General features: G+C 69.6%; 18 protein-coding genes. 10 read left to right on the top strand and 8 right to left on the bottom strand.

From position 1 onward, the window contains the following. The first annotated feature begins 130 nt into the window (after window positions 1-130). Both AC1DBX_RS14650 and ppsA read left to right on the top strand, forming a co-directional pair. On the top strand, window positions 131-2,830 hold the full coding sequence (locus AC1DBX_RS14650) for a cation-translocating P-type ATPase (protein ID WP_476932063.1): 2,700 nt from the start codon (window positions 131-133) through the stop codon (window positions 2,828-2,830). A 58-nt stretch (window positions 2,831-2,888) separates the two neighbouring features. Further along, window positions 2,889-5,291 carry a phosphoenolpyruvate synthase gene (gene ppsA / locus AC1DBX_RS14645; protein WP_476932062.1) on the top strand — a complete coding sequence of 801 codons (2,403 nt, stop codon included), beginning with the start codon at window positions 2,889-2,891 and terminating at the stop codon, window positions 5,289-5,291. Here ppsA and AC1DBX_RS14640 read toward each other — a convergent pair whose 3' ends face one another. Beyond that, window positions 5,292-7,211, bottom strand: coding sequence for a heavy metal translocating P-type ATPase (locus tag AC1DBX_RS14640; RefSeq protein WP_476873278.1), 1,920 nt, complete (start codon window positions 7,209-7,211; stop codon window positions 5,292-5,294). Between the two features lie 214 nt (window positions 7,212-7,425). On the opposite strand from AC1DBX_RS14640, the gene AC1DBX_RS14635 reads away from it, so the two are divergent. The 3 genes from AC1DBX_RS14635 to AC1DBX_RS14625 all read left to right on the top strand — a co-directional run bounded on the left by AC1DBX_RS14635 (window position 7,426) and on the right by AC1DBX_RS14625 (window position 12,785). After that, the gene (locus tag AC1DBX_RS14635) at window positions 7,426-8,517 is read left to right on the top strand and encodes an SDR family oxidoreductase (RefSeq protein WP_476932061.1); all 1,092 of its coding nucleotides are present in this window, start codon (window positions 7,426-7,428) and stop codon (window positions 8,515-8,517) included. 72 nt (window positions 8,518-8,589) lie between these two features. Beyond that, a complete protein-coding gene (locus AC1DBX_RS14630) occupies window positions 8,590-9,546 on the top strand; it encodes a polysaccharide deacetylase family protein (protein ID WP_476932060.1) in 957 nt (318 codons plus the stop codon). A gap of 53 nt (window positions 9,547-9,599) precedes the next feature. Then, window positions 9,600-12,785 (top strand): HAD family hydrolase, encoded by a 3,186-nt coding sequence (locus AC1DBX_RS14625; protein ID WP_476932059.1) that lies wholly within the window; start codon window positions 9,600-9,602, stop codon window positions 12,783-12,785. A gap of 56 nt (window positions 12,786-12,841) precedes the next feature. Here AC1DBX_RS14625 and AC1DBX_RS14620 read toward each other — a convergent pair whose 3' ends face one another. Next, complete coding sequence (locus AC1DBX_RS14620) at window positions 12,842-13,849, bottom strand: zinc-dependent alcohol dehydrogenase family protein (protein ID WP_476849842.1); 1,008 nt, start codon at window positions 13,847-13,849, stop codon at window positions 12,842-12,844. A gap of 55 nt (window positions 13,850-13,904) precedes the next feature. Further along, window positions 13,905-14,816 (bottom strand): universal stress protein, encoded by a 912-nt coding sequence (locus tag AC1DBX_RS14615; protein WP_476849841.1) that lies wholly within the window; start codon window positions 14,814-14,816, stop codon window positions 13,905-13,907. Window positions 14,817-14,993: 177 nt separating this feature from the next. On the opposite strand from AC1DBX_RS14615, the gene AC1DBX_RS14610 reads away from it, so the two are divergent. Beyond that, the gene (locus tag AC1DBX_RS14610; protein WP_476932058.1) at window positions 14,994-15,977 is read left to right on the top strand and encodes a spermidine synthase; all 984 of its coding nucleotides are present in this window, start codon (window positions 14,994-14,996) and stop codon (window positions 15,975-15,977) included. Window positions 15,978-16,019: 42 nt separating this feature from the next. Here AC1DBX_RS14610 and AC1DBX_RS14605 read toward each other — a convergent pair whose 3' ends face one another. Continuing rightward, a complete protein-coding gene (locus AC1DBX_RS14605) occupies window positions 16,020-16,937 on the bottom strand; it encodes a LysR family transcriptional regulator (protein WP_028277129.1) in 918 nt (305 codons plus the stop codon). A 131-nt stretch (window positions 16,938-17,068) separates the two neighbouring features. Between AC1DBX_RS14605 and AC1DBX_RS14600 the strand changes: the two genes are divergently transcribed. Next, window positions 17,069-18,451: an MFS transporter gene (locus tag AC1DBX_RS14600; protein ID WP_223914618.1), complete on the top strand. Its 1,383-nt coding sequence runs from the start codon at window positions 17,069-17,071 to the stop codon at window positions 18,449-18,451. A gap of 78 nt (window positions 18,452-18,529) precedes the next feature. Then, entirely contained in the window at window positions 18,530-19,279 is a 750-nt protein-coding gene (locus tag AC1DBX_RS14595) for a 3-hydroxybutyrate dehydrogenase (RefSeq protein WP_223914617.1), read from the top strand. A 112-nt stretch (window positions 19,280-19,391) separates the two neighbouring features. Here the strand turns inward: AC1DBX_RS14595 and AC1DBX_RS14590 are convergent, their stop codons facing one another. After that, on the bottom strand, window positions 19,392-20,027 hold the full coding sequence (locus AC1DBX_RS14590; protein WP_476932057.1) for a LysE family translocator: 636 nt from the start codon (window positions 20,025-20,027) through the stop codon (window positions 19,392-19,394). Between the two features lie 64 nt (window positions 20,028-20,091). Then, complete coding sequence (locus AC1DBX_RS14585; protein ID WP_230007225.1) at window positions 20,092-21,588, bottom strand: amino acid permease; 1,497 nt, start codon at window positions 21,586-21,588, stop codon at window positions 20,092-20,094. A 264-nt stretch (window positions 21,589-21,852) separates the two neighbouring features. Here AC1DBX_RS14585 and AC1DBX_RS14580 point away from each other — a divergent pair, with 264 nt between their 5' ends. Then, window positions 21,853-22,824, top strand: a complete 972-nt coding sequence (locus AC1DBX_RS14580) for an NAD(P)-dependent alcohol dehydrogenase (protein WP_230007226.1) — start codon at window positions 21,853-21,855, stop codon at window positions 22,822-22,824. A gap of 45 nt (window positions 22,825-22,869) precedes the next feature. Here the strand turns inward: AC1DBX_RS14580 and AC1DBX_RS14575 are convergent, their stop codons facing one another. Then, window positions 22,870-23,310: a protein-tyrosine phosphatase family protein gene (locus tag AC1DBX_RS14575; RefSeq protein WP_230007227.1), complete on the bottom strand. Its 441-nt coding sequence runs from the start codon at window positions 23,308-23,310 to the stop codon at window positions 22,870-22,872. A gap of 57 nt (window positions 23,311-23,367) precedes the next feature. Continuing rightward, window positions 23,368-24,285 (bottom strand): SDR family oxidoreductase, encoded by a 918-nt coding sequence (locus AC1DBX_RS14570; protein WP_476932056.1) that lies wholly within the window; start codon window positions 24,283-24,285, stop codon window positions 23,368-23,370. Between the two features lie 269 nt (window positions 24,286-24,554). Here AC1DBX_RS14570 and AC1DBX_RS14565 point away from each other — a divergent pair, with 269 nt between their 5' ends. Further along, entirely contained in the window at window positions 24,555-25,475 is a 921-nt protein-coding gene (locus AC1DBX_RS14565; RefSeq protein ID WP_476849836.1) for an IclR family transcriptional regulator, read from the top strand. The last annotated feature ends 111 nt before the right edge of the window (window positions 25,476-25,586 follow it).

Here is a 25,586-nt window from a genome sequence, read left to right as displayed (position 1 = left end):
CGCCCCCTACCCCCGAGTTCGCCGGATCCGCGCCACACCGCCGGAAAGTTCCGGCGATCCCGCAGCTGTCCGGCGATTTCGACGGCGGCGGCCGGCGGTCTGCAGTGCCCGTGAGGGGCGGAGCGCGGGGGTGAATCCCGGGCCGGGGCAGGACTCGCTGTCAGCCGTCGCCGGACTCAGCGCCGACGAAGCTGCCCGGCGGTTGAAGCAATTCGGTGCCAACAAACTGCCCGAGCCCCGTCCGGTCCCCGGCTGGCGGAGGCTCTTGGCTGAGCTGACCCATTTCTTCGCGATCATGCTCTGGGTGGCGGCCCTCTTCGCGATCATTGCCGGCATGCCGGAACTGGGCATCGCCATCGTGGCGGTGATCCTGGTCAACGGGGTGTTCGCCTACATCCAGCAGGAGCGGGCCCAGCATGCCGCCGCCAAGCTCCGCGAACTGCTCCCGGCCATGGTGTCAGTCCGCCGGGACGGCCGCGTCATCAAGGTCCACTCCACCGAACTGGTGCCGGACGACGTCGTGGTGCTGGTGGCCGGCGACCGCGTTCCGGCGGACCTCCGGCTGGCCCTGGCCACCGGCTGCGAGGTGGACGAGTCCATGCTCACGGGCGAAAGCGAGGCAGTCGCCAAAACCCCCGGCGACACCGCCTTCGGCGGGACCTTCCTGGTCAACGGCCACGCCGAAGGCGTGGTCTCGGTGACGGGCGGCCAGACCCGGCTCGCGGAGATCGCATCCCTGACAGGTAAAGTCGAAGCCCCCACCAGCCCGCTGTCGCTGGAACTGCAAAGAATCGTCCGCATCACCGCCACCATGGCCCTGGGCATCGGCGCCCTGTTCTTCGTCCTCTCGCTCGTGATTGGCATTTCCTGGCGCGACGCCTTCCTGTTCGCCATCGGGGTGGCCGTCGCGCTGGTCCCCGAGGGCCTGCTGCCGACCGTCACGCTCTCCCTGGCCGTCGGCGCGCAGCGCATGTCCAGGCGCAACGCCCTCGTGCGCAACCTCCAAGCCGTGGAGACCCTCGGCTCCACGACCTTCATCTGCACCGACAAGACCGGAACCCTGACGCAGAACCGGATGAACGTCGTCGAGGTCTGGACCCCGGCCGGGCTGCTGACCATCAATGGCCAGGGCTACGGCCCCGAAGCCGAGATGACGGGCGGCGGCCTTCAAGAAGCCCGGCGGCTCAGTGTCGCTGCCCGCGCCGCCTCGGTGGGGCGCGCCGTCCTCCACGAAGACCGCTGGATAGCCGAGGGGGACCCGATGGAGGCGGCCATCGACGCGCTCGCCGTCCGCCTCGCCCTTCCGGGTGAGCAGCCGGAATGGCCGACGCCGTCGCACCGGTTCGCGTTCGACTCCCGCCGGCTGCGGGAGTCGGCAATCGTCGGCACCGCCCTCTTCGTGAAGGGGGCCCCGGAGTCCGTGATTCCGCTGTGTCTGGCCACCGGAGGCGGGGCTTCTGATCCCGGCCCGAACCGCGCAATGGACATGGTTGACGAGATGGCCGCCCGTGGCCTGCGGGTACTCGCCGTCGCCCAGCGCAGCCTGCCCGGGCCGCCCGGCGCCGCGTTCAAGCTGGAGGACGTCGAGGCCGGGCTGACGCTGCTGGGCCTGATGGGCCTGCACGATCCTCCCCGGACCGAGGTGAAAGTGGCACTCCAAGCGGCCCGCGACGCAGGAATCAAAGTGGCGATGGTGACAGGCGACCACGCCTTCACCGCCGCCGCCATCGCCCGGGAGACGGGGCTGCTCGGCCCCACGGAAACCGTGCTGCAGGGAGGGGACCTGCCCGGCGATGACGCCGTCCTGGCCGCACTGCTGGACTGCGACGGAGTGGTGGTAAGCCGGGTGACGCCGGAACAGAAGCTCCGCGTGGCCCGGCTCCTGCAGGGCCGCGGGCATGTCCTGGCGATGACCGGCGACGGCGTCAACGACGGCCCGGCGCTGCAGCAGGCCGACATCGGGGTCGCGATGGGACGCAGCGGCACCGACGTCGCCCGTGAGGCCGCCGACCTCGTGCTGCTGGACGACGACTTCGCCACGATCATGGCCGCGGTGGAGCAGGGCCGTGCCACCTACGCGAACATCCGGCGCTTCCTGACGTACCACCTGACGGACAACGTCGCCGAGCTCACGCCCTTCGTTATCTGGGCCTTGTCCGGCGGCCACTTCCCACTGGCGCTGGGCGTGCTGCAGATCCTCGCCCTGGACATCGGCACGGACCTGCTGCCCGCCCTGGCCCTGGGCAGCGAGGCGCCAAGCAAGGGGACGCTGAAGCGGCCGCCCGAGCGCCGGCACCTGATGGACCGCGCCCTCATGTTTCGGGTGTTTGGGCTGCTGGGACCGGTCGAGGCGCTGATGGAGATGACGGCGTTTACGGTGGTTCTGCTCGGTGCGGGGTGGCGGCCCGGCGCCGAGCTGCCGGCTAGCGACGTGCTCCTGGCGGCGTCCGGCGCGGCCTTCACCACGGTTGTCCTGGCCCAGCTGGCGAACGCCTTCGCCTGCCGCAGCGCCACCGTCCCGCCCTGGCGGCTGGGCTGGTTTACCAACAGGCTGCTGCTGTGGGCCGTGCTGGCCGAGCTGGGGCTGCTGTGCGTGTTCCTGTTCCTCGGGCCGTTGGCGGCGCTGCTGGGCCACGCGCCGCCGACGCCGGGAGGCCTGGCGGTGGCGCTGGCCGCCGTCCCTGCCGTCCTGCTCGCCGACTGGCTGTACAAGACCGTCCGCCGCCGCCGGGCTGGTTCCGCCGGCGGCGCCGGGCCCGGCGCGGGAACAGGAGGCTTTCCGCCAGGCGGCACAGTAGCCGGCGGCGGCGCGCGGGTCCAAAGCCCCTGACCCCGGGACACCGGTCCCGCGCAGTATGGGTCCACCGACAATCCGCAGGAGTGCTGACATGGCTGAATCGCCCGTGATGTGGTTTGACGAGATCGGCATGGCCGACGTCCCGCGGGTCGGCGGGAAGAACGCCTCGCTCGGCGAGCTCATCCGGACCCTCCAACGCGAGGGGATACGGGTTCCTGACGGGTTCGCCACCACAGCCGCCGCGTACCGCTCGTTCGTCGCGGCCAACGGGATCGACGCCGCCATGCGATCGCGTATTGCCGCCTACCGGGCCGGGGACGCCACGCTGCGCGCCACCGGCGAGGCCATCCGGGACCTGTTCCTGGCCAGCGAGTTCCCCGGCGACATCGCCGAAGCCATCCGCGCCCACTACCGGACGCTGGGGGACCGGGCCGGCCTGGACGGGCTCGCCGTGGCGGTGCGCAGCAGCGCGACGGCGGAGGATCTCCCGGACGCGAGCTTCGCCGGGCAGCAGGAGACCTTCCTGAACATTGCGGGTGAGCGGGAACTGCTGGACGCCTGCCGCCGCTGTTACGCCTCACTCTTCACGGACCGGGCCATCAGCTACCGCGAGGTCAAGGGCTTCGACCACATGGACGTCGCCCTCTCGATCGGCGTCCAGCGGATGGTGCGCTCCGACGTCGGGGCGTCCGGGGTGATGTTCTCCATCGATACCGACTCGGGCTTTCCCCGCGCCGCCGTCATCAGCGCGGCCTGGGGCCTCGGCGAAACCGTCGTCCAGGGCACCATCAATCCGGACAAGTACCTGGTCTTCAAGCCGCTCCTGACAGAGTCCGCGGCCGCGGAGGGCATCACCCCGATCATCGAGAAATCCCTCGGCTCCAAGGCCCGGAAGATGGTCTACAGCCGCGGCGGGAGCGCCCGCACCCGGATGGTGGACACCTCGGAGGCCGAGCGCCGGGCCTTCGTGCTGGGCGACGCCGAGATCCTCGCCCTCGCCCGCTGGGCCGTCACGGTCGAAAACCACTACGGCCGGCCCATGGACATGGAATGGGCCCGGGACGGCGAGACCGGGGAACTCTTCATGGTCCAGGCCCGGCCCGAGACGGTCCAGTCACGCCGGACCGGGCCGCAGTTCACCATCCACCACCTGCGGGAACAGGGGCCCGTGCTCGCCACCGGATCGGCCATCGGCGACTCGATTGCGCACGGCACGGCCTGCGTCATCCGGACCGCGGCGGACATCGCGGCGTTCCGCGACGGCGCCATCCTCGTGACCGAAATGACCGACCCGGACTGGGTGCCCATCATGAAACGGGCAGCCGGGATCGTCACGGACCACGGCGGCCCCACGAGCCACGCGGCGATTGTCAGCCGAGAGCTGGGTGTCCCCGCCGTCGTCGGAACCGGCAACGCCACGGCAGTCCTGGCCGAGGGCCGGTCCGTGACGATCTCCTGCGCCGAAGGTGATCTGGGCCGGGTCTACGACGGCACCCTGGCGTTCGAAACCGAAGATGTGGACCTCGGTGCGCTGCCTGCGACGCGCACGGCCGTCATGGTCAACATCGCCAGCCCGGCCGCGGCCTTCCAGTGGTGGCGGCTGCCGGCGGACGGCGTCGGGCTTGCCCGGATGGAATTCATCATCAGCAGCCTGATCCGTGTCCATCCCATGGCGCTTGTCCACCCGGAACGGGTCACGGATCCCGCCGAGGCGCGCCAGATCCGGGAGCTGGCGCAGGGGTATGCGGACCCGGCCGAGTACTTCGTGGACGCCCTGTCGCTGGGGGTCGCCAAGATCGCCGCGCCGTATTATCCGCGCCCCGTGATTGTCCGGCTCAGCGACTTCAAGACCAACGAATACGCCCACCTGCTCGGCGGTGGCGCCTTCGAGGAACCGGAAGAGAATCCCATGCTCGGGTTCCGCGGCGCCTCGCGCTACTACGACCCCCGTTACCGTGAGGGGTTCGCGCTCGAATGCGCCGCGCTCAAACGGGTCCGCGAGAAGCTCGGGTTCACCAACGTGATTGTCATGGTGCCGTTTTGCCGCACGCCGCAGGAGGCGGACAAGGTCCTGGCCGTGATGGCCGAGCATGGTTTGGTCCGCGGCAGCAACGGGCTGCAGGTGTACATGATGTGCGAAATCCCGTCCAACGTGGTCCTGGCCGAGAAGTTCGCGACGCGCTTCGACGGGTTCTCGATCGGCTCCAACGACCTCACCCAGCTGGTCCTGGGTGTGGACCGTGACTCCGGCCAGCTCGCGGCGCTCTTCGATGAGCGGGACGAGGCCGTGATGGCGATGATCAGCGAGGCCATCCGCAAGGCCCACGCCGCCGGGATCAAGATCGGCATTTGCGGGCAGGGACCGAGCAACCACCCGGAGTTCGCCGCGTTCCTGGTGCGCGAAGGGATCGACTCGATCTCCCTGAACCCGGACAGCTACCTCAAGACGGTGCCGCGGATCGCGGCAGCGGAGACTGAGTCAGCCAGGAAATAGTCATCCCGGTAGCGGGGCCTGCCGCGCGCTTTCCCGGGACCGCACCGGGCTGGCGGCGCCGTGGCGGCCGGGGCCGAGTGAACGCAGGGCATTGAGGATCGTGGCGAGGTCCACCAGTTCCTGGGACAGGGCGCCGGCGATGGCCGGCACGTAGCCCGCGGCCGCGGCCAGCATGAGGGCCACGCTCAGGCCGATGCCGATCCAGATGCTCTGCAGGGCCACCTGCACGGTGCGTTGACCGATCCGGACGGCGGTCCCCACCTTGGAGAGGTCATCGAGGATGATCACGACGTCGGCCGACTCGCCGGCCGCCGTCGAGCCGCGGGCGCCCATGGCGATTCCGACGTCGGCGACCGCCAGGACGGGGGCATCGTTGACGCCGTCGCCGACCATCATGACCGGACGGTCCGGCAGCGACCTGATGGCCTCGACCTTGTCCCGCGGCAGGCATTCGGCGCGGACGTCGGTGAGCCCTGCCTCGTCCGCGATGTGCCGGGCCGTGGCGAGCGCGTCACCGGTCAGCATGACCGTTCGGCGTACGCCCAGGGCTTTGAGGTCGGCGAGGGTGCGGCGGGTCTCTTTGCGGATGGGATCGCTCATCACCAGGGCGCCCACGAATTTTCCGCCGGCACCGACGTAGATGGCGAGCTCTCCGCTGGCCAGCCCCGCCTCCACCACGCCGGACGCCCACTCTGCGACGAACGCGGGCTTGCCCACCACCACGTCCTGGCCGTCGAACCTGGCGCGGACCCCGTGGGTGGCGAATTCGGTGGCTTCGGTGGCGGCCGCGAAGGGCAGGGCCCGGTTCCGGGCGGCCTCCATCACCGAGGCGGCCAGGACATGTGAGGAATACTGTTCCGCGGACGCCGCCAACTGCAGGACCTCGTCCTCTGCGAGGGGCCCGGCGGTCCGGATACGCAGCAGGGACGGGCGGCCGTACGTGAGGGTTCCTGTCTTGTCGAAGGCGGCCGTCTTGATCCGGCTCAGCTGTTCCAGCACCCCGGCGTACTTGACGATGACACCGGAGTGCGCGGCGCGGCTCATGCCGCCGAGGAACGCCACCGGCGCGGCGATCAGCAGGGGGCACGGCGTGGCCACCACGAGGACCTCCGCGAAGCGTTCCGGGCTGCCGCTGATGATCCAGCCCACGGCGCCGAGCACGTACGCGAGGGCCGTGAACGGCACGGCATAGCGGTCAGCGAGCCGGACCATGGGCGCCTTGCTGTCCGCCGCCTCCTGCACGAGGGCGACGATCCGGCTGTACTGCGAATCCTCCATGCGCGCCGTGACCCGCATCCGGACCGCGGCCTCACCGTTCAGCGAACCGCTCATGAGCCCGTCCCCGGCGGACCGCTCCACCGGCAGGCTCTCCCCGGTGAGCGATGACTCATCGAAAGAGCCGGACTCGGAGAGCAGGACGCCGTCCAGCGGGACCACCTCGCCGGGCCTGACCAGCAGGACGTCCCCGATCTCGACGTCGGCGGCCGCCACGTCCTCGTGTTGGCTCTCCGTTGGGGTTCCGGCTGTGTGGGTTCCGGCGGCGGCAGAGCCGTTGCGCTCCCGATGGGCCGTCTGCGGGACGCGTTCAAGCAATGCGGTGAGTTCGCCCTTGGCCCTGCCGGCGGCGTAGTCCTCAAGGGCAGTGCCGCCCGCGAGCATGAGTACGACGATCATCGAGGCGACGTACTCGCCCACCAGCACGGTGCTGACGATTGCGGTGACGGCCAGGATGTCGATGCCGAACTGGCCGCCTGCGAGCCGGCGCGCCATCCCGACGGCGAGGTAGGCCGCCACGGCCAGGGCATAGACGCTCGCAGCGGCCCGGGCTATGCCTTCCTGCCCGGAGAACAGCAAGACCAGCACCGCCAGCAGGACGACGAGGGTCCCGGCCACGAGCGGATACCGGAGTACGAATTTCACGGATGTTCCGCCTTAGCTTCGTATCAGTTTTGGCGTCTCCCTGAATCCTACTGCGCGGCCGCGCCCGGCTTGCCGGGGACGGCCTCCCGGACCGTCCCCGGACGCCGGCATGAGAGGCTGGAAGAGCATCCGTCCCGATCAAGCGGGCCGGCGCGCAGGGACCCGATACATGCAATGGGCGCGGCGCAGCACAAGCGATGCCAGGAGGAATGACGTGCGAAGCAGTTCAGAGACCGTCGACACCCGGACCGCCCTGGTGGTGGGGGCAAGCGGAATTGCCGGATCCGCCTTGGTGGACAGGCTCGCCGAGGAGGGCTGGGACGTGGTGGGGCTCTCCCGCAATCCCCTTCGCCGCCGTGACGTGCGCCATGTGAGCGCGGACCTGACATCCGTGGAGAACCTGCGCGAGGCCCTGGCAGGTGTTTCGCCCACCCATGTGTTCTACACCGCCTGGTCCAGGCGGAAGACCGAGCAAGAGAACATCGACACAAACGCGGGCATGCTGCGGGACGTCCTCGCCAGCCTCAACGGCAAGCCTGTGAAGCACGTGGCCCTCATGACCGGGCTGAAGCACTATCTGGGCCCGTTTGAGGCGTATGCGGCCGGGGAAATGCCGGACACCCCCTTTCGGGAGAGCGAGCCGAGGCTGCCGACGCCGAACTTCTACTACGCCCAGGAAGACGAGTTGTGGGCTGCGGCCGCGAAGCAGGGCTTTGGCTGGTCCGTGCACCGGGCGCATACGGTGATCGGACATGCGGTCGGGAACGCCATGAACATGGGGCTCACCCTCGCCGTTCAGGCATCCATCTGTAAGGACCTGGGCCAACCGTTCATCTTCCCGGGCTCCGAGACGCAGTGGAACAGCCTCACGGACATGACCGACAGCGGACTGCTGGCGGACCACATGATCTGGGCGGCCACAGCGGACAACGTTGGCGACCAGGCCTACAACATCGTCAACGGCGATGTCTTCCGCTGGCGGCGCATGTGGCCTGCGCTGGCCGACTACTTCGGGGTCGAGCCGGTAGGTTACAGCAACGAACCGCGGCCGTTGGGGCAGCAAATGCGCGGCATGGAAGGCGTGTGGTCGGCCATCGCCGCCCGCCATGGGCTGGCCGAACCCGACCTCGCGCAGGTCGCCTCCTGGTGGCACACGGACGGCGACCTGGGCCGGAATCTCGAGGTGGTCACGGACATGAGCAAGAGCCGGCTTGCCGGTTTCACCGGGTACCGCCGCACGGAAGACGCATTCCTGCAGCTGTTCGACCGGTACCGTGCGGACGGCCTGATTCCGGCGGCCTCCTAGGCTGCGGCACGGGCGGGGCCTTTGAGCCCTAGCCTGCCGTAGTGCGTGGTGCCAAGGTGAAACATGGGGTCCATGACCGCGGGCCGCCGCCGGCTGTTGGTGATCGCGGCCGTGGTGGTTGCGCTGCTTCTGGCCGCCGGTGCCGCGGTCGTGCTGCTTCAGGCGGCGCCGACGGCGTCACCGCCCCCATCTGCGCCCGTCACCGCACCGGTATCCGGACCCGTCAGCGCAAGTGCCTCCGGGGCCGCGCCCCCTGCCTCCCCGTCCCCTGAACCGACCTCGGCATCGCCGGCCCCGGACACCAGCGGGCCAGTTCCGGCCGAGCCGGTTCCCGTCCCCCCGCCGAGCCGGGCACCGACGGCTCCCGCTCCCGTGCCCCCCGCGGCGCGGTTCCCCGCCGCGCTCGCCGGCCACGACGTCGAGACCATCCCGGGCGCCGGGACCGTAGTGGCCCTGACCTTCGACGCCGGCGCCAACGCTGCCGGACTGCCGAGCATCCTGCAGAGTCTCGCAGCCGCGGACGTACGGGCCACGTTCTTCCTTACCGGCAGCTGGGCCGCCGCGAACCCCGGAAGCGTGGCGGCGATCGTCGCCGGCGGGCACCGGGTGGGCAACCATTCCATGACCCATCCGGCCTTCACCGGGCTGCCCGACGCCGGCATCAAGGACCAGGTCCGATCGGCCGAACAGGCCATCCGGGCGGCCGGGGCTGACCCGCGGCCGCTCTTCCGGTTTCCCCTCGGCGACCGCGACGCCAGGACCATCGCCACCGTCAACAACCTCGGCTACCTTCCGGTGCGCTGGAGCGTCGACACCCTGGGCTGGAAAGGCACCAGCGGCGGAGCGACGGCGCAGCTCGTCGCGGACCGCGTCCTGGCGGGCCTGCAGCCGGGGGAAATTGTCCTGATGCACATCGGCTCCAACCCCGACGACGGCACCACGCTGGACGCCGCTGCCCTGCCCCAGCTGATCAGCCGCATCCGCCAGGCCGGCTATGGCTTCACCACCCTCGACGCACTCCTGGGCTAAGGGCGGGCCCAACGCCACTGTCGCGGCGCACCGATCGCTGATAGGACAGGGCCATGACGGAGTCGCCCACAGTTGCCGCCGCGCTGGCTCCCGTCGATGCCGTGATCTTTGACCTCGACGGCGTCGTGACCGATACCGGCGAGCTCCGCGCGGCAGCCTGGAAACAACTCTTTGACGACGTCATGACGGACCCCCGGCTTCCCGCGGACGCGAGGCGCGCGCCCTTCACGGACGATGACTTCGCACGCTGGATCGAGGGCCGGACCTGGGAGGACGGCGTGGCCGCATTCCTGGCCTCGCGCGGGGTCCCCATTCCCCGCGGCTCGCCCGCGGACGGCCCGGACGAGTGGACGGCGTTCGGACTCGCGCAGCGCCAGAACGGAATTTTCGAAGCCATGCTCGCGGGCCGGCCCGTGCCCGTTTTCCCCGGCACCGTGGCGCTGCTCGAGCGGCTCCGGGCCGGGCGGATCCCCGTGGTCCTCGCCACCTCCAGCCGGAACGCCGCCGCGATCGTGGCCGCCGCGGGCCTTGGCGAGGTCTTTGACCACATCGTGGATGGCCAGACGGCCCTGGACCACGATGTCGCCGGAATGCCGGCGCCGGCTTTGGTCCTCGAAGCCGTGCGCCGGCTGGAGATCACCCCCGCCCGGGCCATGGTGATCGCCGACGCCGCAGCCGGCGTGGAAGCCGGGCGACGTGGGGGATTCGGGCTCGTGGTCGGCCTCGACCGGGCCGGGCGGCGGGCTGCGCTGGAAGCCGCAGGCGCCGACGTCGTGGTTGAAGACGTCAGCGAACTGGACATCGGGCTGGTCATTACGCACCCGTGGCTGCTGGTGTACGAGGGTTTCGATCCCGCCCACGAAGGGCACCGGGAGGCGCTGACCACGCTCGGCAACGGCTACCTCGCCACCCGCGGCGCCGCCCCGGAACACCGCGCGGGGGACGCCCACTATCCCGGCAGCTACCTTGCGGGCGTCTACAACAGCCTTGCGAGCGTCGTCCAGGGCGTAGAAACCGTGGATGAGCACATGGTTAACATCCCGGACTGGCTGCCGCTGGATGTCCGGGTGGGCGACGGTGCGTGGTGGTCCGGCGGCGGCCTGACGCTCCGCAGCGAGCGGCGCACCCTGGACCTCAAGCGGGCCCTGCTGAGCCGGGAAGCACTCGTGGCGGACGACGCCGGACGGCAGCTTCAGGTACTCCAGCGCCGGCTCGTGTCCATGGCCGAGCCCCACCTGGCCGCACTGGAAACCACGCTGACCGCCGTCGGGTGGAGCGGGTCCATCAGCATCCGCAGCGGCTGCGACACCGGCGTCACCAACTCCAACGTGCCCGAGGACGCCCAACTGGCCAACCGGCACCTGACAGGGGTGGCGGTGTCCTCGTCGGAGGACGGTTCGGACGCTGCTGAGCTGACGGTTCAGGTGCAGACGTCCGGGAGCAGGATCGGGATCGCCCTGGCACTGCGGACCCGGATTTCCGGCGGCGGGGTGCCCGTCGGGGCCGGCGCAATTCCCGAGGTGGCAGGAGGGATGTACAGCCACCGCTTCGAGCTGCAGGTCACTGACGGTATCCCCGTCACGGTCACCAAGGCAGCGGCCGTCGCCACCTCCCGGGACCACGCCGTCGCCTCGCCACTCTCAGGGGCGCTCGCGGTGCTGTCGCGCGCACCCCAGGAGTTCGACGCGCTGCTGGCGGACCACGACGCGGCATGGCGCCTGCTGCTGGCACCGTTCATCATCGAATCCGATGCCACGTCCCAGGCCCAGCTGATACTGAACCTTCACGTTTTCCATCTGCTGCAGACACTCACCACCCACACAGCCGAGCTCGATGCCGGGGTCCCGGCCCGGGGGCTCCACGGGGAAGGCTACCGGGGGCACATCTTCTGGGATGAACTCTTCGTCTTGCCGGTCCTGAACTCCCGGCTGCCCGCGGTGGCCCGCGAGCTGATTGACTACCGCTGGCGGCGGCTGGGAACCGCGCGGGACGCGGCCCGGAAGGCCGGGCTGCGCGGCGCGCTTTTTCCGTGGCAGAGCGGCAGCGACGGCACCGAGCAGACACCCAAGTTCCTGTTCAACAAGCTCTCCGGGCACTGGATGCCGGACTACTCACGCCTGCAGCGGCATGTCGGACTGGCGGTCGCCTACAACGCCTGGCAGTACTTCGAAGCAACCCAGGACCGGGGCTGGCTGACCCGGCACGGCGCCGAGATTGTGGTGGACGTCGCCAGGCTGTTCGTCTCCCTGGCGGAGCACGACGCCGCCCAGGACCGGTTCCACATCAAGGGCGTCATGGGCCCGGATGAATACCACACCGGCCCCCCGGGCAACCCCGGCGGCGGCCTGGACGATAACGCCTACACCAACATCATGGCGGCCTGGGTATTTGACCAGGCGGTCTGGATCATGCATTCAGTACAGGGTTTCGACATGGAGGAACTCCGGGCACGGCTGGGGATCACGGGCACGGAAATCGACGCCTGGGCGCACCTGAGCCGGCGCATGTTCGTTCCCTTCCACGACGGCGGCATCATCAGCCAGTTCGACGGTTACGGCGCACTGCGGGAACTCGACTGGAATCACTACCGCCGCGCCTACCGCAACATCGAACGGCTGGACCTGATTCTCGAAGCCGAAGGGGACACCACCAACCACTATCGGCTGGCCAAACAGGCGGACGTCCTGATGCTCCTGTATGTCCTGGGCGAAGACCAGCTCCTGGGGTTTCTGCGCCGGATGGGCTACGACGTCGAGCCGGCGCAGATCGCGGCCACCGTGGACTTTTACCTGGCCCGGACCGCGCACGGCTCCACCCTTAGCCGGGTCACCCATGCCTCGGTGCTGGCGCAGCACGATCCGGAGCGGGCGTGGGCGACATTCCGGGAAGCCTTGGACACGGACCTGGACGATACCCAGGGCGGCACCACGCGCGCGGGCATCCATTTGGGCGCCATGGCAGGCTCGATCGACGTGGTCCAGCGCAGCTTCGCCGGGCTACGGATCACCCGGGACGCCTTGGACTTCACCCCGCGGCTGCCGGCCGAGCTGTCCCGGGTGGAGTTCCAGGTCCGCTACCGTGACCAGTTGCTGTCCGTGCACCTCGGGCCGGACCTGCTGCGGGTGTCCGCCGCCCCGGGGGACGCGGCTCCGGTGCTGGTGCGGGTGGGCGTCGAGAAGGTGCTGCTCCGGGCGGGCCAGGAGCACGAGTTCCGCCGGGACGCCGGGACGCCCGGCTGACGCGCCGAAGCGTGTCCCCGGCGTTGTCGTGGTGACTTGCTTGCGATGGTTCCGGGCTATGTCGTGTCCATGTGCAGCACGGCCGCTCCGGTGATCCGGTCCTCCGCCAGGTCCCGCAGGGCCCGGTCCGCGGCCTCGAACGGGTAGGCCACAGTGGTCGGGCGGAGCGGGATCTCGGCGGCGATCCGGAAGAACTCCTCGCCGTCGGCCCTGGTGTTGGCTGTGACACTGCGCAGCTGGCGCTCTTCGAAGAGCTCGTCGGCGTAGTGCAGCGGCGGAATATCGCTCAGGTGGATGCCCGCGACGGCGAGCGTCCCGCCGCGGTCCAGGGCCCGGAGCGCAACCGGCACCAGCCCGCCCGCGGGGGCGAAGAGGATCGCGGCATCCAGGGGATCGGGCGGTTGTTCCTCGGCCCCGCCCGCGAACGTCGCGCCGAGGTCCAGGGCCAGCGCGCGAGCCTGCGCGGACCGGGTCATGACGTACACGCGGGCACCCCGGTAGAGGGCGATTTGGGCCGCCAGATGCGCGGAGCCGCCGAACCCATAGATGCCCAGCCGTCCGCCGATTGGCAATTCGGCCCGGGTCAGGGCCCGGTAGCCGATGATGCCTGCACACAGGAGCGGCGCAGCCTCCTCATCGCTGAACGTCTCCGGGATCCGGTAGGCGAAGTTCTCCGCCACGGTGATGAGCTCGGCGTACCCGCCGTCGCGGTCCCAGCCGGTAAACGTGGGGGACAGACAGAGGTTTTCCTGGCCGCGCAGGCAGAACCGGCAGGCGCCACAGGTGCCGCCCAGCCAGGCCACGCCCACCCGTTCGCCGATGCCGAACCTGGCGGCCCCCGGTCCCTGCCCGATCACCTCACCCACTACCTCGTGGCCCGGGATGACCCCGGCGTGCCGCGGCGTGAGGTCGCCCTCGGCCAGGTGCAAGTCCGTGCGGCACACACCGCAGACCCGCACTTTCAGCAGGACTTCACCGCGTCCCGGCACAGGATCCGGGCGGTCGGTGGCCACGAGGGGGCCGCTGGACATGGGCCCCGGAAGTCCAACTTGCCATGCTCGCACCGCGGCCTCCTTCTTTGCAGCGTCTGCAGGTCCGAATCGGTTGCGCTCGCGGCGGCTAGCGGGTGACCAGCACGTTGCAGCGCGCCTTGTGCAGCACGGCGGAGACCGTGTTGCCGGCTCCGGCCGCAGGGTTGTGGGTCCCGAGCACCAGGACGTCGGCGTCGTCCGCGGCGTCGAGGAGCTCCCGGGCCCCATGGCCCTCACGCAGGGCGCCGGTAACCTCCAGCCCGGGCGCCATCCCGCGGGCCTCGTCGATGGCGCGGTCGAGCAGCTCCTGGCCGTGGAGCAGGGCATGGCGGCCGTGCTCTTCCCGTGCCCCGCCGCGCAATGGATCGACGTGGACGAGGTGCAGCGGGGCGCCGAGGACTTTGGCCAACCGGATGGCCTCGGCCACCGTGGCGGGGCTGCGGGGCGAGGCATCGACTCCCACCACGACGGGGTGGGCCCGTCGGCGCGGGCGCCGGATTATCATTACCGGGCAGGGTGCCGAGCCGGCCAGATCGATGCAGACCGAGCCGGCCACCTGGCCCAGGACGGCGCCGAGGCCCCGGCTGCCCACTACCAGCAGCCGTGCGTCCCGGGAGGCGTCGCGCAGCACGGGTGCCGGGAGCCCGGCCTCCATGACGCCGTCGACGGCGGGGCCCGGACGTTCCGGCTCCTGCCCGGTAACGGCGCGCTCGGCCCCCAGCGGTGCGCCGCCGGCCGCTTCGCGGGCGGCGCCGCGTGCCAGCTCGATGCCCTCGGCGAGGACGGCTTCCGCGGAATGCCGCAGCCCGCTGCCGGCCACGCCCTTGACAGGGCCCAGGTTCTTGGTGAAAACCGGCCAGACCCAGGCGTGGATCACCAGGAGGTCCAGCCCGGCCGCGGCCGCGTATTCGGCCGCCCAGCGAACGGCGAGTTGGGCGGCCCCGGACCCGCCGTAACCGACCGCCACGGTGCCGCCCTGCTGCCCTGTGGGTGCCGACATTATTCCTCCCGGCTCGTCGGACGCACCCCTTCGCCCGGCACTATGTGCAGCCCCAGTAGAACCCTGCGGCCCGGGAATGTGTAGGGGCTTTGGTCCCGCGGGCTGGCCGCGCCCGGGGCCGCCGGTGGGGCCGCCGGTGAACTAGGGTTGAAACATGCACAATGCGGGGGATAGCTGATGGCCAAGCGGGGCAAAGGGCGGGGCGCCCAAACCGCCGGGCCGGGAGTGGTGGAAGTGCCCAAGGGTTCCCGCCCGGCCGGTCCTTTGGCCGGGGTGTACTACATCGATACCGGGGACTGCGAGCTGATCCCGGACCAGGACAATTCCACCGGCTGGCTCCTGCGCATCAACGGCGTCATGAGCTCGCACATTGACCTCGCGGACCCGTTGTTCCTCGACTTCGAGTACATGCGCTGGATGGCAGCCCTGGTGGAGTCGCGCTGGCCGCGGGAGCCTGGGCCCAAGCTGCGCGCCCTGCACCTTGGCGGGGGAGCGTGCTCACTGGCGCGCTATTTCCACGCCGCCTACCCGGACGCCCGCCAGGTGGTGGTGGAGCTGGACGGCAAGCTGGCCGACTACGTCCGGGGCTGGTTCGACCTGCCCAAGGCGCCGTTGCTGCGCCTGCGCGTGGGAGAGGCCCGCGAGGTCACCGAGAGCCTGACCCCGCAGACCCGGGACCTGATCATCCGCGACGTCTTCGCCGGCTCGCTGACCCCGCGGCCGCTGACCACCAGGGAATTCATCGAGCACGCCAAGCGCGTCCTGGCCCCCGGCGGGATATATGTGGTCAACTCCGGCGACGCCCCGGACCTCAAGAATGCCCGCGAGGACGCCGCCACCATCGCCGACGCCTTTGCCTACACCGTGATCATCGCGGATCCGGCCATGCTGAAGGGCCGGCGCTACGGCAACATGGTCATGGCCGGCAGCGATGTCCCGTTCGACGACGACCCCGGCCTCGCGCGGCGCCTGCTCGGCGGTGCGGTGCCGGCCCACATCTGGAACGACGAAAAGGTGCGGGCGTTCGCGGCCGGCGCCGTCGTCCGGCATGACCCGAAGTCGCCCGTTCTCGCTGAGCCGGCCGCGGAACCGCCCGTTCTCGCTCAGCCGCCCGCCGAGCCCCCGGCTGGGCCCCGCGCAGGGACGCCGACTGCTCCGTAGCAGCCCTTTTGCGGCACTATATTTGCGGCACTATAGAGGCGGCTACGGAGCAATCGATGGGGCTGCTCCCCGGCCCAGCAGGGCATCGCGGTGCGCCGCGGTCTGCTCCCGCAGCGCCTGCACGAGCGCGGCCACCGCCGGCCGGCGCATCGAATCGGGCCGGAGCACCATCCAGTAGGGCAGCAGCTCCGCGAATTCCTCCGGCAGGAGCCGGACCAGGTCCGGATGCAGGTCGGCCGCGAAACAGGGCAGGAACCCAATCCCGGCGCCGGCCCGGGTGGCCTCCACGTGGACGAAGACGTTGGTGGAGCTCAGCCCGTCCCGCATGGTGGGCACCAGCCGCCGCGGGGCGTCCAGATCGTCCACCTGCAGCATCGAATCGACGAAGTAGACCAGCGAGTGGGCCGTCAGTTCCTCCACGGTGGCCGGGGTGCCGTACTCGGCGAGGTAGCCGCGGGAGGCGTACATTCCCAGCATGTACTCGCCGAGCCGCGCGGCCTCTGCCCGGTGCACCTGCGGCTCGCCGACCACCACCTCGATGTCCAGGCCGGACCGCTGCTGGAGCGCCCGGCGCGTCACGGTGATGATCTCGACGCTGAGGCCGGGATGGTCGCGGCGGAGCCGGGCCACGGCCGGGGCGGCGATGTAGGCGCTGAATCCATCCGTCGCGGTCATCCGTACGACGCCGGTGATGGGGTCCGGGGTGTGCCCGGGCTGCTCCAGGGTGCGCACGGCGCTCTCGACCTGCTCGGCCACCCGAACGGCCTCGGCACCGAGCTCGGTGAGCTCCCAGCCTCCCGAGGCGCGGGAGAGCACGCGGCCGCCCAGCGCCTTCTCCAGCGCCGCGATCCGGCGGGAAACGGTGGTGTGGTTCAGTCCGAGCGTCTGTGCCGCCGTCGTGAATTTCGCCGAACGGGAGACTGCGAGCAGGACCAGCAGGTCATCGGGATTGGCGTTCATATCTGCAATTCTGCACATAGCGGGTGCTGGTTTGGCCATTGAATCGCCGTGGATGTGCGGTAATACTCAATGAAGCCATTTCAGTGCTGTGCGTCACAGCGCGTGTCACCGTGGACACTAAGGAGAATCAGATGAGCGTAAACGAACGCTCTGCAACAACCGCCGCAGCACCCGCATCCAAGGGTTCCGGGCTCAAGAAAATCGTCGCCGCATCGATGGTGGGAACCGTCGTCGAGTGGTACGAATTCTTCCTCTACGCCACCGCCGCCACCCTGGTGTTCGGCAAGTACTTCTTCCCCGCCACGGGCAACGAACTGGACGGCATCATCCAGGCGTTCCTGACCTACGCCGTCGGTTTCGTGGCCCGCCCCCTGGGCGGCATTGTCTTCGGCCAGATCGGCGACAAGCTCGGCCGCAAGCCCACCCTGCAGCTCACCATCATCATCATCGGTGTCTCCACCTTCCTGATGGGCTGCCTCCCGGGCTTCGCCACCCTCGGCTACCTGGCGCCGGCGCTGCTGGTCCTCCTGCGCTTCATCCAGGGCTTTGCCCTCGGCGGCGAATGGGGCGGCGCAGTCCTGCTCGTCGCCGAGCACAGCCCCAACAAGTCCCGTGGCTTCTGGTCCAGCTGGCCCCAGGCCGCCGTTCCCGTCGGCAACCTGCTGGCCACCCTGGTCCTGTTCATCATGTCCAACGTGCTCAGCTCCGCCGACTTCCTCAGCTGGGGCTGGCGGGTGGCGTTCTGGCTTTCCGCCGTGATCGTGTTCGTCGGTTACTACATCCGCACCCACGTCTCCGAATCGCCCATCTTCCTCGAGGCCAAGGCCCAGCTGGAAGAGGATCAGTCCGCCAGCTACGGCGTCCGCGAAGTCATCCGCAAGTACCCCAAGGGCATCCTGCAGGCCATGGGGCTCCGGTTCGCGGAAAACATCATGTACTACCTCGTGGTCAGCTTCGCGATCGTCTACCTGAAGTCCGTGCACAAGTACGACACCTCCTCGCTGCTGCTGGCCCTGCTGATCGCCCACGTCGTCCACTTCCTGGTCATCCCGCAGGTCGGGCGCCTCGTGGACAGCTGGGGCCGGAAGCCGGTCTACCTCATCGGTGCCGTCACCGGTGCCACCTGGCCGTTCTTTGCCTTCCCGATGTTCGATACCCGCAACCCGGTGATCATCGTCTTGGCCGTCACGATCGGCCTGTGCCTGCACGCCTTCATGTATGCCGGCCAGCCGGCCCTCATGTCGGAGCTGTTCCCGACCCGGATGCGCTACGCCGGGGTCTCCCTTGGCTCGCAGGTCACCTCGATCTTCGCCGGTTCGCTGGCGCCGCTCCTGGCCACCCAGTGGCTCAAGGACACCGGCTCCTGGCTGCCCACCGCGATCTACCTGCTGGTCGCCTGCGCCATCACCACCGTCGCAGTGCTGAGCCTGAAGGAAACCAAGGGCATCGCGTTGGAGGACGTGGACCGGGCCGACGCCGAACGCGAAGGCCTGCCCGTAGCAGCCACCCGCTGAGCTGCTTGAGTTTTGGGCCGGCTCCAGCCACGCTGGAGCCGGCCGCCTCATCGAATTTTTGACACGGAAGGCTGAGTTATGGAAAACACGCTGAACGGACGCAAGGCCCTGGTCACCGGCGGCGCCGGCGGGATCGGCGCGGCGAGCGTCCGGGCCCTGGCGGCACGCGGGGCCAAAGTGGTGATCGCGGATAGGGACGAGGCCGCCGCCGCCGCGCTCGCCGACGAAATCGGCGGCACCGCGTGGGCCGTCAACCTGCTCGACGTCGAATCCCTCCAGACGCTCAGCCTGGACTGCGACATCCTGGTGAACAACGCCGGAATCCAGCGCATCAGCCCCATCGAGGAGTTCGATCCGGCCGACTTCCGCCGCATCATCACCCTCATGCTGGAGGCCCCGTTCCTGCTGATCCGGGCCGCGTTGCCGCACATGTACGCCAACAACTTCGGCCGCATCATCAACCTGTCCTCCGTGCACGGGCTCCGGGCCTCGCCGTTCAAGAGCGCCTATGTCTCGGCCAAGCACGGGCTCGAGGGCCTGAGCAAGGTGACGGCCCTCGAAGGCGGGGCGCACGGGGTCACCTCCAACTGCATCAACCCCGGCTACGTCCGCACGCCCCTGGTTGAATCGCAGATCGCGGACCAGGCCAAGGTGCACGGCATCCCGGAGTCCGAGGTGCTCGCCAAGATCATGCTGACCGAATCAGCGGTCAAGCGGCTCGTGGAGCCCGAGGAAGTGGCGTCCCTGGTGGCGTGGCTGGCATCCGACGACGCCGGCATGGTCACCGGCGCCAGCTACACGATGGACGGCGGCTGGTCCGCGCGGTAGCCCGTCGCCGCTCAAACCAACGCGGGGTCAGCTACGGCCCATTCGGAGGGCATTAATGGGCGCTAATTGACCCCGCGTTGTGCTGCTGGAGTTGAGCGGCTGGAGCAGCGCGCTAGTCCTTGGTGCCTGTCAGGGCCAGCGTGCCGCCCAGCCCGATCATCATCACGCCGCCGGTGGTGCTGAGAGCGGCGATCCGCCGGGGGGAGCGGGCAAACCAGTGCCGGGCCGTCCCGGCCGCGAGGGACCACGTGCTGTCCGAGACCAGGGCAATGAGCAGGAAGACCGCACCCAAGGTGGCGAGCTGCACAGGAATCGCTCCGGCCGAGTAGTCCACGAACTGGGGAAGCACGGCCACGAAGAACACAATCGACTTGGGGTTGGTCGCGCCGACGATGAAGCCCTCCCGGAGCACGCGGGCGGTCGAGGCCGGGTTCGAGGTCGACGCCGTCGCCGCGCCGCCGCCGCGGTGCCGGATCGCCTGGATCCCGAGGTAGACCAGATAGGCGGCGCCGGCGAATTTCACCACGCTGAACAGCAGCAGGGACTGGGCCAGCACCCCGCCGACGCCCAGGGCCACGGCGGCGATCTGCACCACCTCTCCGGCCGCGTTTCCCAGAACGCTCAACAGCCCGCCCCTGCGTCCCAGGGCCAACGTCCGTCCGATCACGAACAGCACGCTGGGCCCCGGGATGGCGATGAGCACCAGGGCGGCAAGGGCAAAGGCCAAGAGGTTGGTGGCGGGGACCATGCCTGATCCTAACCCCGTGAGGGCCCGCCCGGGAGCGTCTTAATCCCTTGGGGGCGAGGCACCATCACCGCCCGGCGGGAACCTGCGGGAGCTGGGCGGTTTCGTCGACCAGTTCCGCCCGCGCCCGGCCGTGGCCGCGGACCCAGAGGCGGTAAGCGAGCACCAGGACGCCCAGCCAGGCGGCGCCCACGTACAGCGCCACCCGGGTGTCCTCGAAGGCACCCAGAATCACGATCACCAGGGCCATGAACGCGATCGTCAGTATGGAGGCGGCGGGCCACCACGGCGACGGGAACTCCGACGCCGGCAGGCACTTGCGGGCGATCTCGCGTTTCATGGCGACATGGGAGGCCAGGATCATGGCCCAGACCCAGACGGTCGCGAAGGTGGCGATCGAGGCGATCAGCAGGAAGACGTCTTCCGGGATCACGGCGTTCAGCACCACCCCCACCAGCAGGATGCCGGTCATCATTACCACGGTCATCCACGGCACCCCGTGACGGGAAACCTTGCCGAAGCTCGCCGGTGCGTGGCCCTGCCGGGCCAGGCCGAAGAGGATCCGGCCGGCGCCGAAGATGTCGCTGTTGACTGCCGAGAGCGCCGCCGTGATCACCACGGCGTTGAGGATGTGGGGTGCGGCGGGGATGCCCAGGCCGCTGAAGATCTGCACGAAAGGGCTGCCGTTGCTGCCAATTTCGTCCCACGGAAACAGGCTCATCAGCACGCCGAGGGTCAGCACATAGAACAGCAGGACCCGGACGGGCACGGTGTTGACGGCCTTGGGGATGACCTTTTTCGGATCGGCGGCCTCACCGGCGGTGATGCCGAGGGTCTCCACGCCGCCAAACGCGAACATCACCACGGCGAAGGAGGCAAGGAGTCCTTCGAATCCGTTCGGGAACAGGCCTCCGTGGTCCACGAGGTTGCCGAGCCCTGGTGCCACGGTGGCGCCGCCGGCCTGGAAACCGAAGACGATGATCGCCGCCCCGCCCGCGATCATGGCGATGATGGCCGCCACCTTGATCAGGGAGAACCAGAATTCCAGCTCGCCGAACACCTTGACGCTGAGCAGGTTCAGGGCAGCCAGGAAGAAGATGATGGCCAGAATCCAGACCCAGCGCTCCACGCCGGGGAACCAGAATCCCATGTAGATGCTGAACGCCGTGACATCCGCGATGGCCACGATCGCCATCTCAAAGACGTAGGTCCAACCGGTCACAAACCCGGCCAGCGGTCCCAGGTAGCGGCTCGCGTACTGGCCGAAGGACCCGGACACCGGATGCCGCACCGCCATCTCGCCGAGGGCGCGCATCACCATGAAGACCGCGGCGCCGCCGATCATGTAGGCCAACAAGACGGCGGGCCCGGCCTTCTGGATGGCGGAGGCGGAGCCGTAGAACAGCCCCGTGCCGATCGCCGAGCCCAGCGCCATGAAGCGGATGTGGCGGACGTTGAGTCCCCGGCTGAGTACGGAGTCGACGGCTGCGCCGACGGCGGTGGCAGCGCTGCCGGTGCCGGCCTCGGCAGGAGCCGCCTTCGTAGCGGTTTGGGCTTGTTGCATGCGAATACCTTCTCGTCATTGGGAGGGGGATCGCCATCCAGCAGACCATGTCCGGCCTTGCTGTGAGGAGTCTCACGGGAACTTCGTGTCTTTGATTTCAGACTGTGCGGCGCCCCCGCGCGCGGAGCCGGCCGCCGCCGTCGAACCCCAACCGGCGGGGGAGCGGCGAAAGAGCTTGACAACATGTCAGGATTTCTTCACATTCAAGGTGTCGCCCGGCGCATGCGGTTACGGAATGGCGAGCTGACCCAGAGGAGAAGCACCATGAAAGCGATCGTCCAGGATGTTTACGGTTCCGTTGAGGTGCTGGAACTGCGCGACGTCGACGCCCCGGTGCCCGGCGACGACGACGTGCTGATCCGGGTCCGGGCCGCCGGCGTCGACCAGGGCGTCTGGCACCTCATGACGGGCCTTCCGTACCTGACCCGTGTGGTCGGCTACGGGCTCAGGAAACCGAAGACCCGGATCCGGGGCCGGGCCGTGGCCGGCCGGGTGGAGGCTGTCGGCCGGAATATCGTCGGCTTCCGGACCGGGGATGAGGTGTACGGCACCTGCGAGGGATCCTTCGCCGAATACGCGTGCGCAAAAGAAGGCCGGCTCGCGCTGAAGCCGAAAAACCTCAGCTTCGAACAGGCCGCCGCCGTCCCGATCTCGGCCGTCACGGCCCTGCAGGCGCTCCGGAACGCCGGCAGGATCCAGGCCGGGCAGGAGGTCCTCGTCATCGGCGCGGCCGGCGGTGTCGGCGCGTACGCCGTACAGCTCGCCAAGGCGTTCGGCGCGCAGGTGACGGGGGTGTGCAGCACCGCGAAAACCGATCTGGTCCGCTCCATCGGCGCGGACCACGTCATCGACTACACACATGACGATTTCGCAGACGGATCCCGGCAATTCGACCTCATTGTGGACACCGCCGGCAACCGCCCGCTCACCGTCCTGCGGCGGGCGCTCAAGCCGAAGGGCACGCTCGCGATCGTCGGCGGGGAAGGCGGAGGGCGGCTGACGGGCGGATTTCAACGCTCGCTCGGCGCCGGGCTGCTCTCCGTGTTTGTCGGCCAGCGGCTCAGAGGCGTCATGGCTGCAGAGCGGGCGGAGGACCTCCGGTTCCTGACCGGGCTCATCGAGGCGGGCGCGGTGACCCCGGTCATCGGCAAGAGCTACGCCCTGGCGGACGCGCCGGCGGCAATCCGGGACCTGCGTGATGGACACCTCCGCGGGCAGGCCGTCGTCATCATTTGAGCCCGCTTGCCGGTTGGCCGGCGTCACGGTTTTGGGCGGAGCCGCCTAGGGCGTTCCGGTCCGGAAGCGGGTCACGTACTGCCGCTGCCAGGGGGTTTCCACTGTCCGGCGCCGGTACTGGCGGCGGACGTAGGACACTGCCTGGCCGGGCGGGACTCCGTCCAGGATCGCGATGCAGGCCAGTGCGGTGCCGGTCCTGCCGATCCCGCGCCAGCAGGCCACTTCAACCCGTTCGGTCTCGGCCCGGCGCCAGGCCTCCCGGAACGCCTCGAGGGCATCCGGCTGGTCGACCGGCAGCCGAAGGTCGGGCCAGGGCACCCATCGGGACTCCCACCCCACGGGCGGCGGCTGCTTGCCCAGCAGGTACACGCCGAACTCGGGAAACGGCCCGGCCGGAAGCGGATAGTGCAGGCCGCGCCCACGAATGAGCCGGCCGGACGGAAGAGCCATGATGCCGTCCGCGGAAGTTTCCCACGTGTGCTTCATGAACCCGATCGTAGTCTTTCCCGCCGCCGGTTGTCCGTGACACGGAACGGCCGGATGTCAGCGGTATCCGGAGGCGTCGGCGTGGAGTCCTGCTTCCTGGACCTCCACGAGGTACCTCCAGCAGTCCGGCTGCGAGCCGTCGGTGTCGGTGAAGCCGTACTCGCGGGCCAGCGCGCCGGACGAATACGAGCCGCCCGTGCGGCTGAGCACGTGGGGGTCCGCCGCCAGGGCCGCGACCGCACGCCCGACGAACAGCGGGCTTTCCGAGATCGCGGCAAAGTGCGGCTGCGTCCCGGCGGCCTCCCGCCAGTTTGCCTCGGTGACGCCAAAGTGTTCGAGCATCATCTCCGAACGCATCCAGCCGGGCGTCAGCGCCACCGCCGCGCAGCCGGAGGATCTCAGCTCCTCCGCCTGGCTGAACGCCAGGCGGAGCACCGCGGTCTTGACGAGGTCGTAAAAGACGGAGACCCGGTAGTGCTGTGCGTTGTACTCGCGGGTGCCGTCGGTCATCTCCACCACCAGGCCGCCGGGGCGGCGGGTGAGCAGCGGCAGCGCGAAGTGGCTTGTGATGAGGTGGGTGTCCAGACCGAGGTGGAGCATCTGCAGTCCGGCATTCAGATCGTGGGCCCAGAGCGGGGTGTTCCATTCGATGAAGTCCTCGCCGCCCCAGATGTCGTTGACAAGGATGTCCAGGCGGCCCTGCTCGGCGTCGATCCGCTGCACGAGGGCTTCCACCTCCGCAGCCTGGCGGTGATCGACCTCGATGGCGATTCCAGTGCCGCCAGCGGTGCTGACAAGCCCGGACGTCTCCTCGATCGTCTCGGGCCGGTTGTAGTCCGAACGGTGGCGGGAGGTCGTGCGGCCGGTGCAGTACACCACCGCTCCTGCCTCGCCGAGGGCGACGGCGGTGCCGCGGCCGGCGCCGCGCGTGGCCCCGGCAACCAGGGCGACCCTGCCCGACAGTGCTGCATCCACGTCTGTGCCTTCCCTCCGGAACCATCCCGCATGGGGCTCAGCCGGCGACGGGCTGTTTCCAATGACCGGGCATACCACGGGGAAGCCGGCGCCCACATTCATCGGAACACCGGGGGGCTGGCCGGGCTAGGGGCGGAAGGCCCGCCGCAGGTATGTGGCCTTTGTCCGGCATTCCAGACAGCCGTTCCTGTGCGAGGCTGTCGGTTGACCGTCGCCGGGCGCATGCTTAAGTACGGGATACCGGACACCACCGACCCTGAAGAGGATCCATGCCACCCACCAGTACTGCCGTGAGCCCCGCCGCCGAGACTTTGTCGGCTGCGACCGACGCGACTCCGGCGCAGTCCGCCGCGACTTTGTCCGCAGCGCCTGACACACCCGCGCCCAAGGCCGTCCACCGGGCCGCCGGAACCAAGGCGGCGTCGAAGGTGCCGGCCGCCGAGAACACGCTGCGCATCCTCAAGCTGCTGGCCTCCCGGCGCGGGCCGATGGCGGCGTCGAACATTGCCACCGCGCTGGGACTGCCGCGCTCCAGCGTCTACCACCTGCTCGGGGTGATGGAGGCGAACGGCTTCGTGCTGCACCTGCACGAGGAGCAGCGCTACGGCCTGGGCATCAGCGCATTCGAACTCAGCTCGGCCTACTCCCGGCAGGAGCCGCTGTCCCGGCTGGGCCGGCCGATGCTCGCCTCGCTCGTGGACGTGATCGGCGAAAGCGCGCACCTGGCGGTGCTGCACGGCCGCGACGTGCTCTACATCGTGGAGGAGCGGGCCAAGAACCGGCCGTCCCTGGTGACCGACGTCGGCGTCCGGCTGCCCAGCCATCTCACGGCCAGCGGGCGGGCCATCCTCGCCGCGCTGCCGAAGTCGCAGGTGCGGGCGCTGTACCCGAACGCTGCCGCCTTCACGGCCCGGCACGAAACCGAATCGCCCATCATGAAGTACTCCGCGCTGTCTTCGCATCTGGACCAGGTCCGCCAGCGCGGCTACGCCACCGAACACGGCGAGGTCACGCCCGGATTCGGTTCGATCGCCGCCGCCGTGACCGACCACGTGGGGTGGCCCACCGCCGCCGTCGCCGTGACGTTCCTGGAGGACAAGCTGCCCGCGGATCAGTGGCCGGTCCTGGCCGCCCGGGTCCAGAAGGTCGCCAACGAGCTCTCGGTCCGGATCCACGGCCGTCCCGCCTGACCGGTTGCCCCATCCCACCCCACCCCCGGTTGCGCTGTCACTTAGGGCTCCCATTCGCCCTTTTTGGCAACCGGAAGTGATAGCGCAACGGGGGAGGGGAAGGGTCTGGAA

The sequence above is a fragment of the Arthrobacter sp. 10N44_2 genome (genome assembly GCF_056394385.1).
This window is presented reverse-complemented; position numbering and strand designations above follow the sequence as displayed.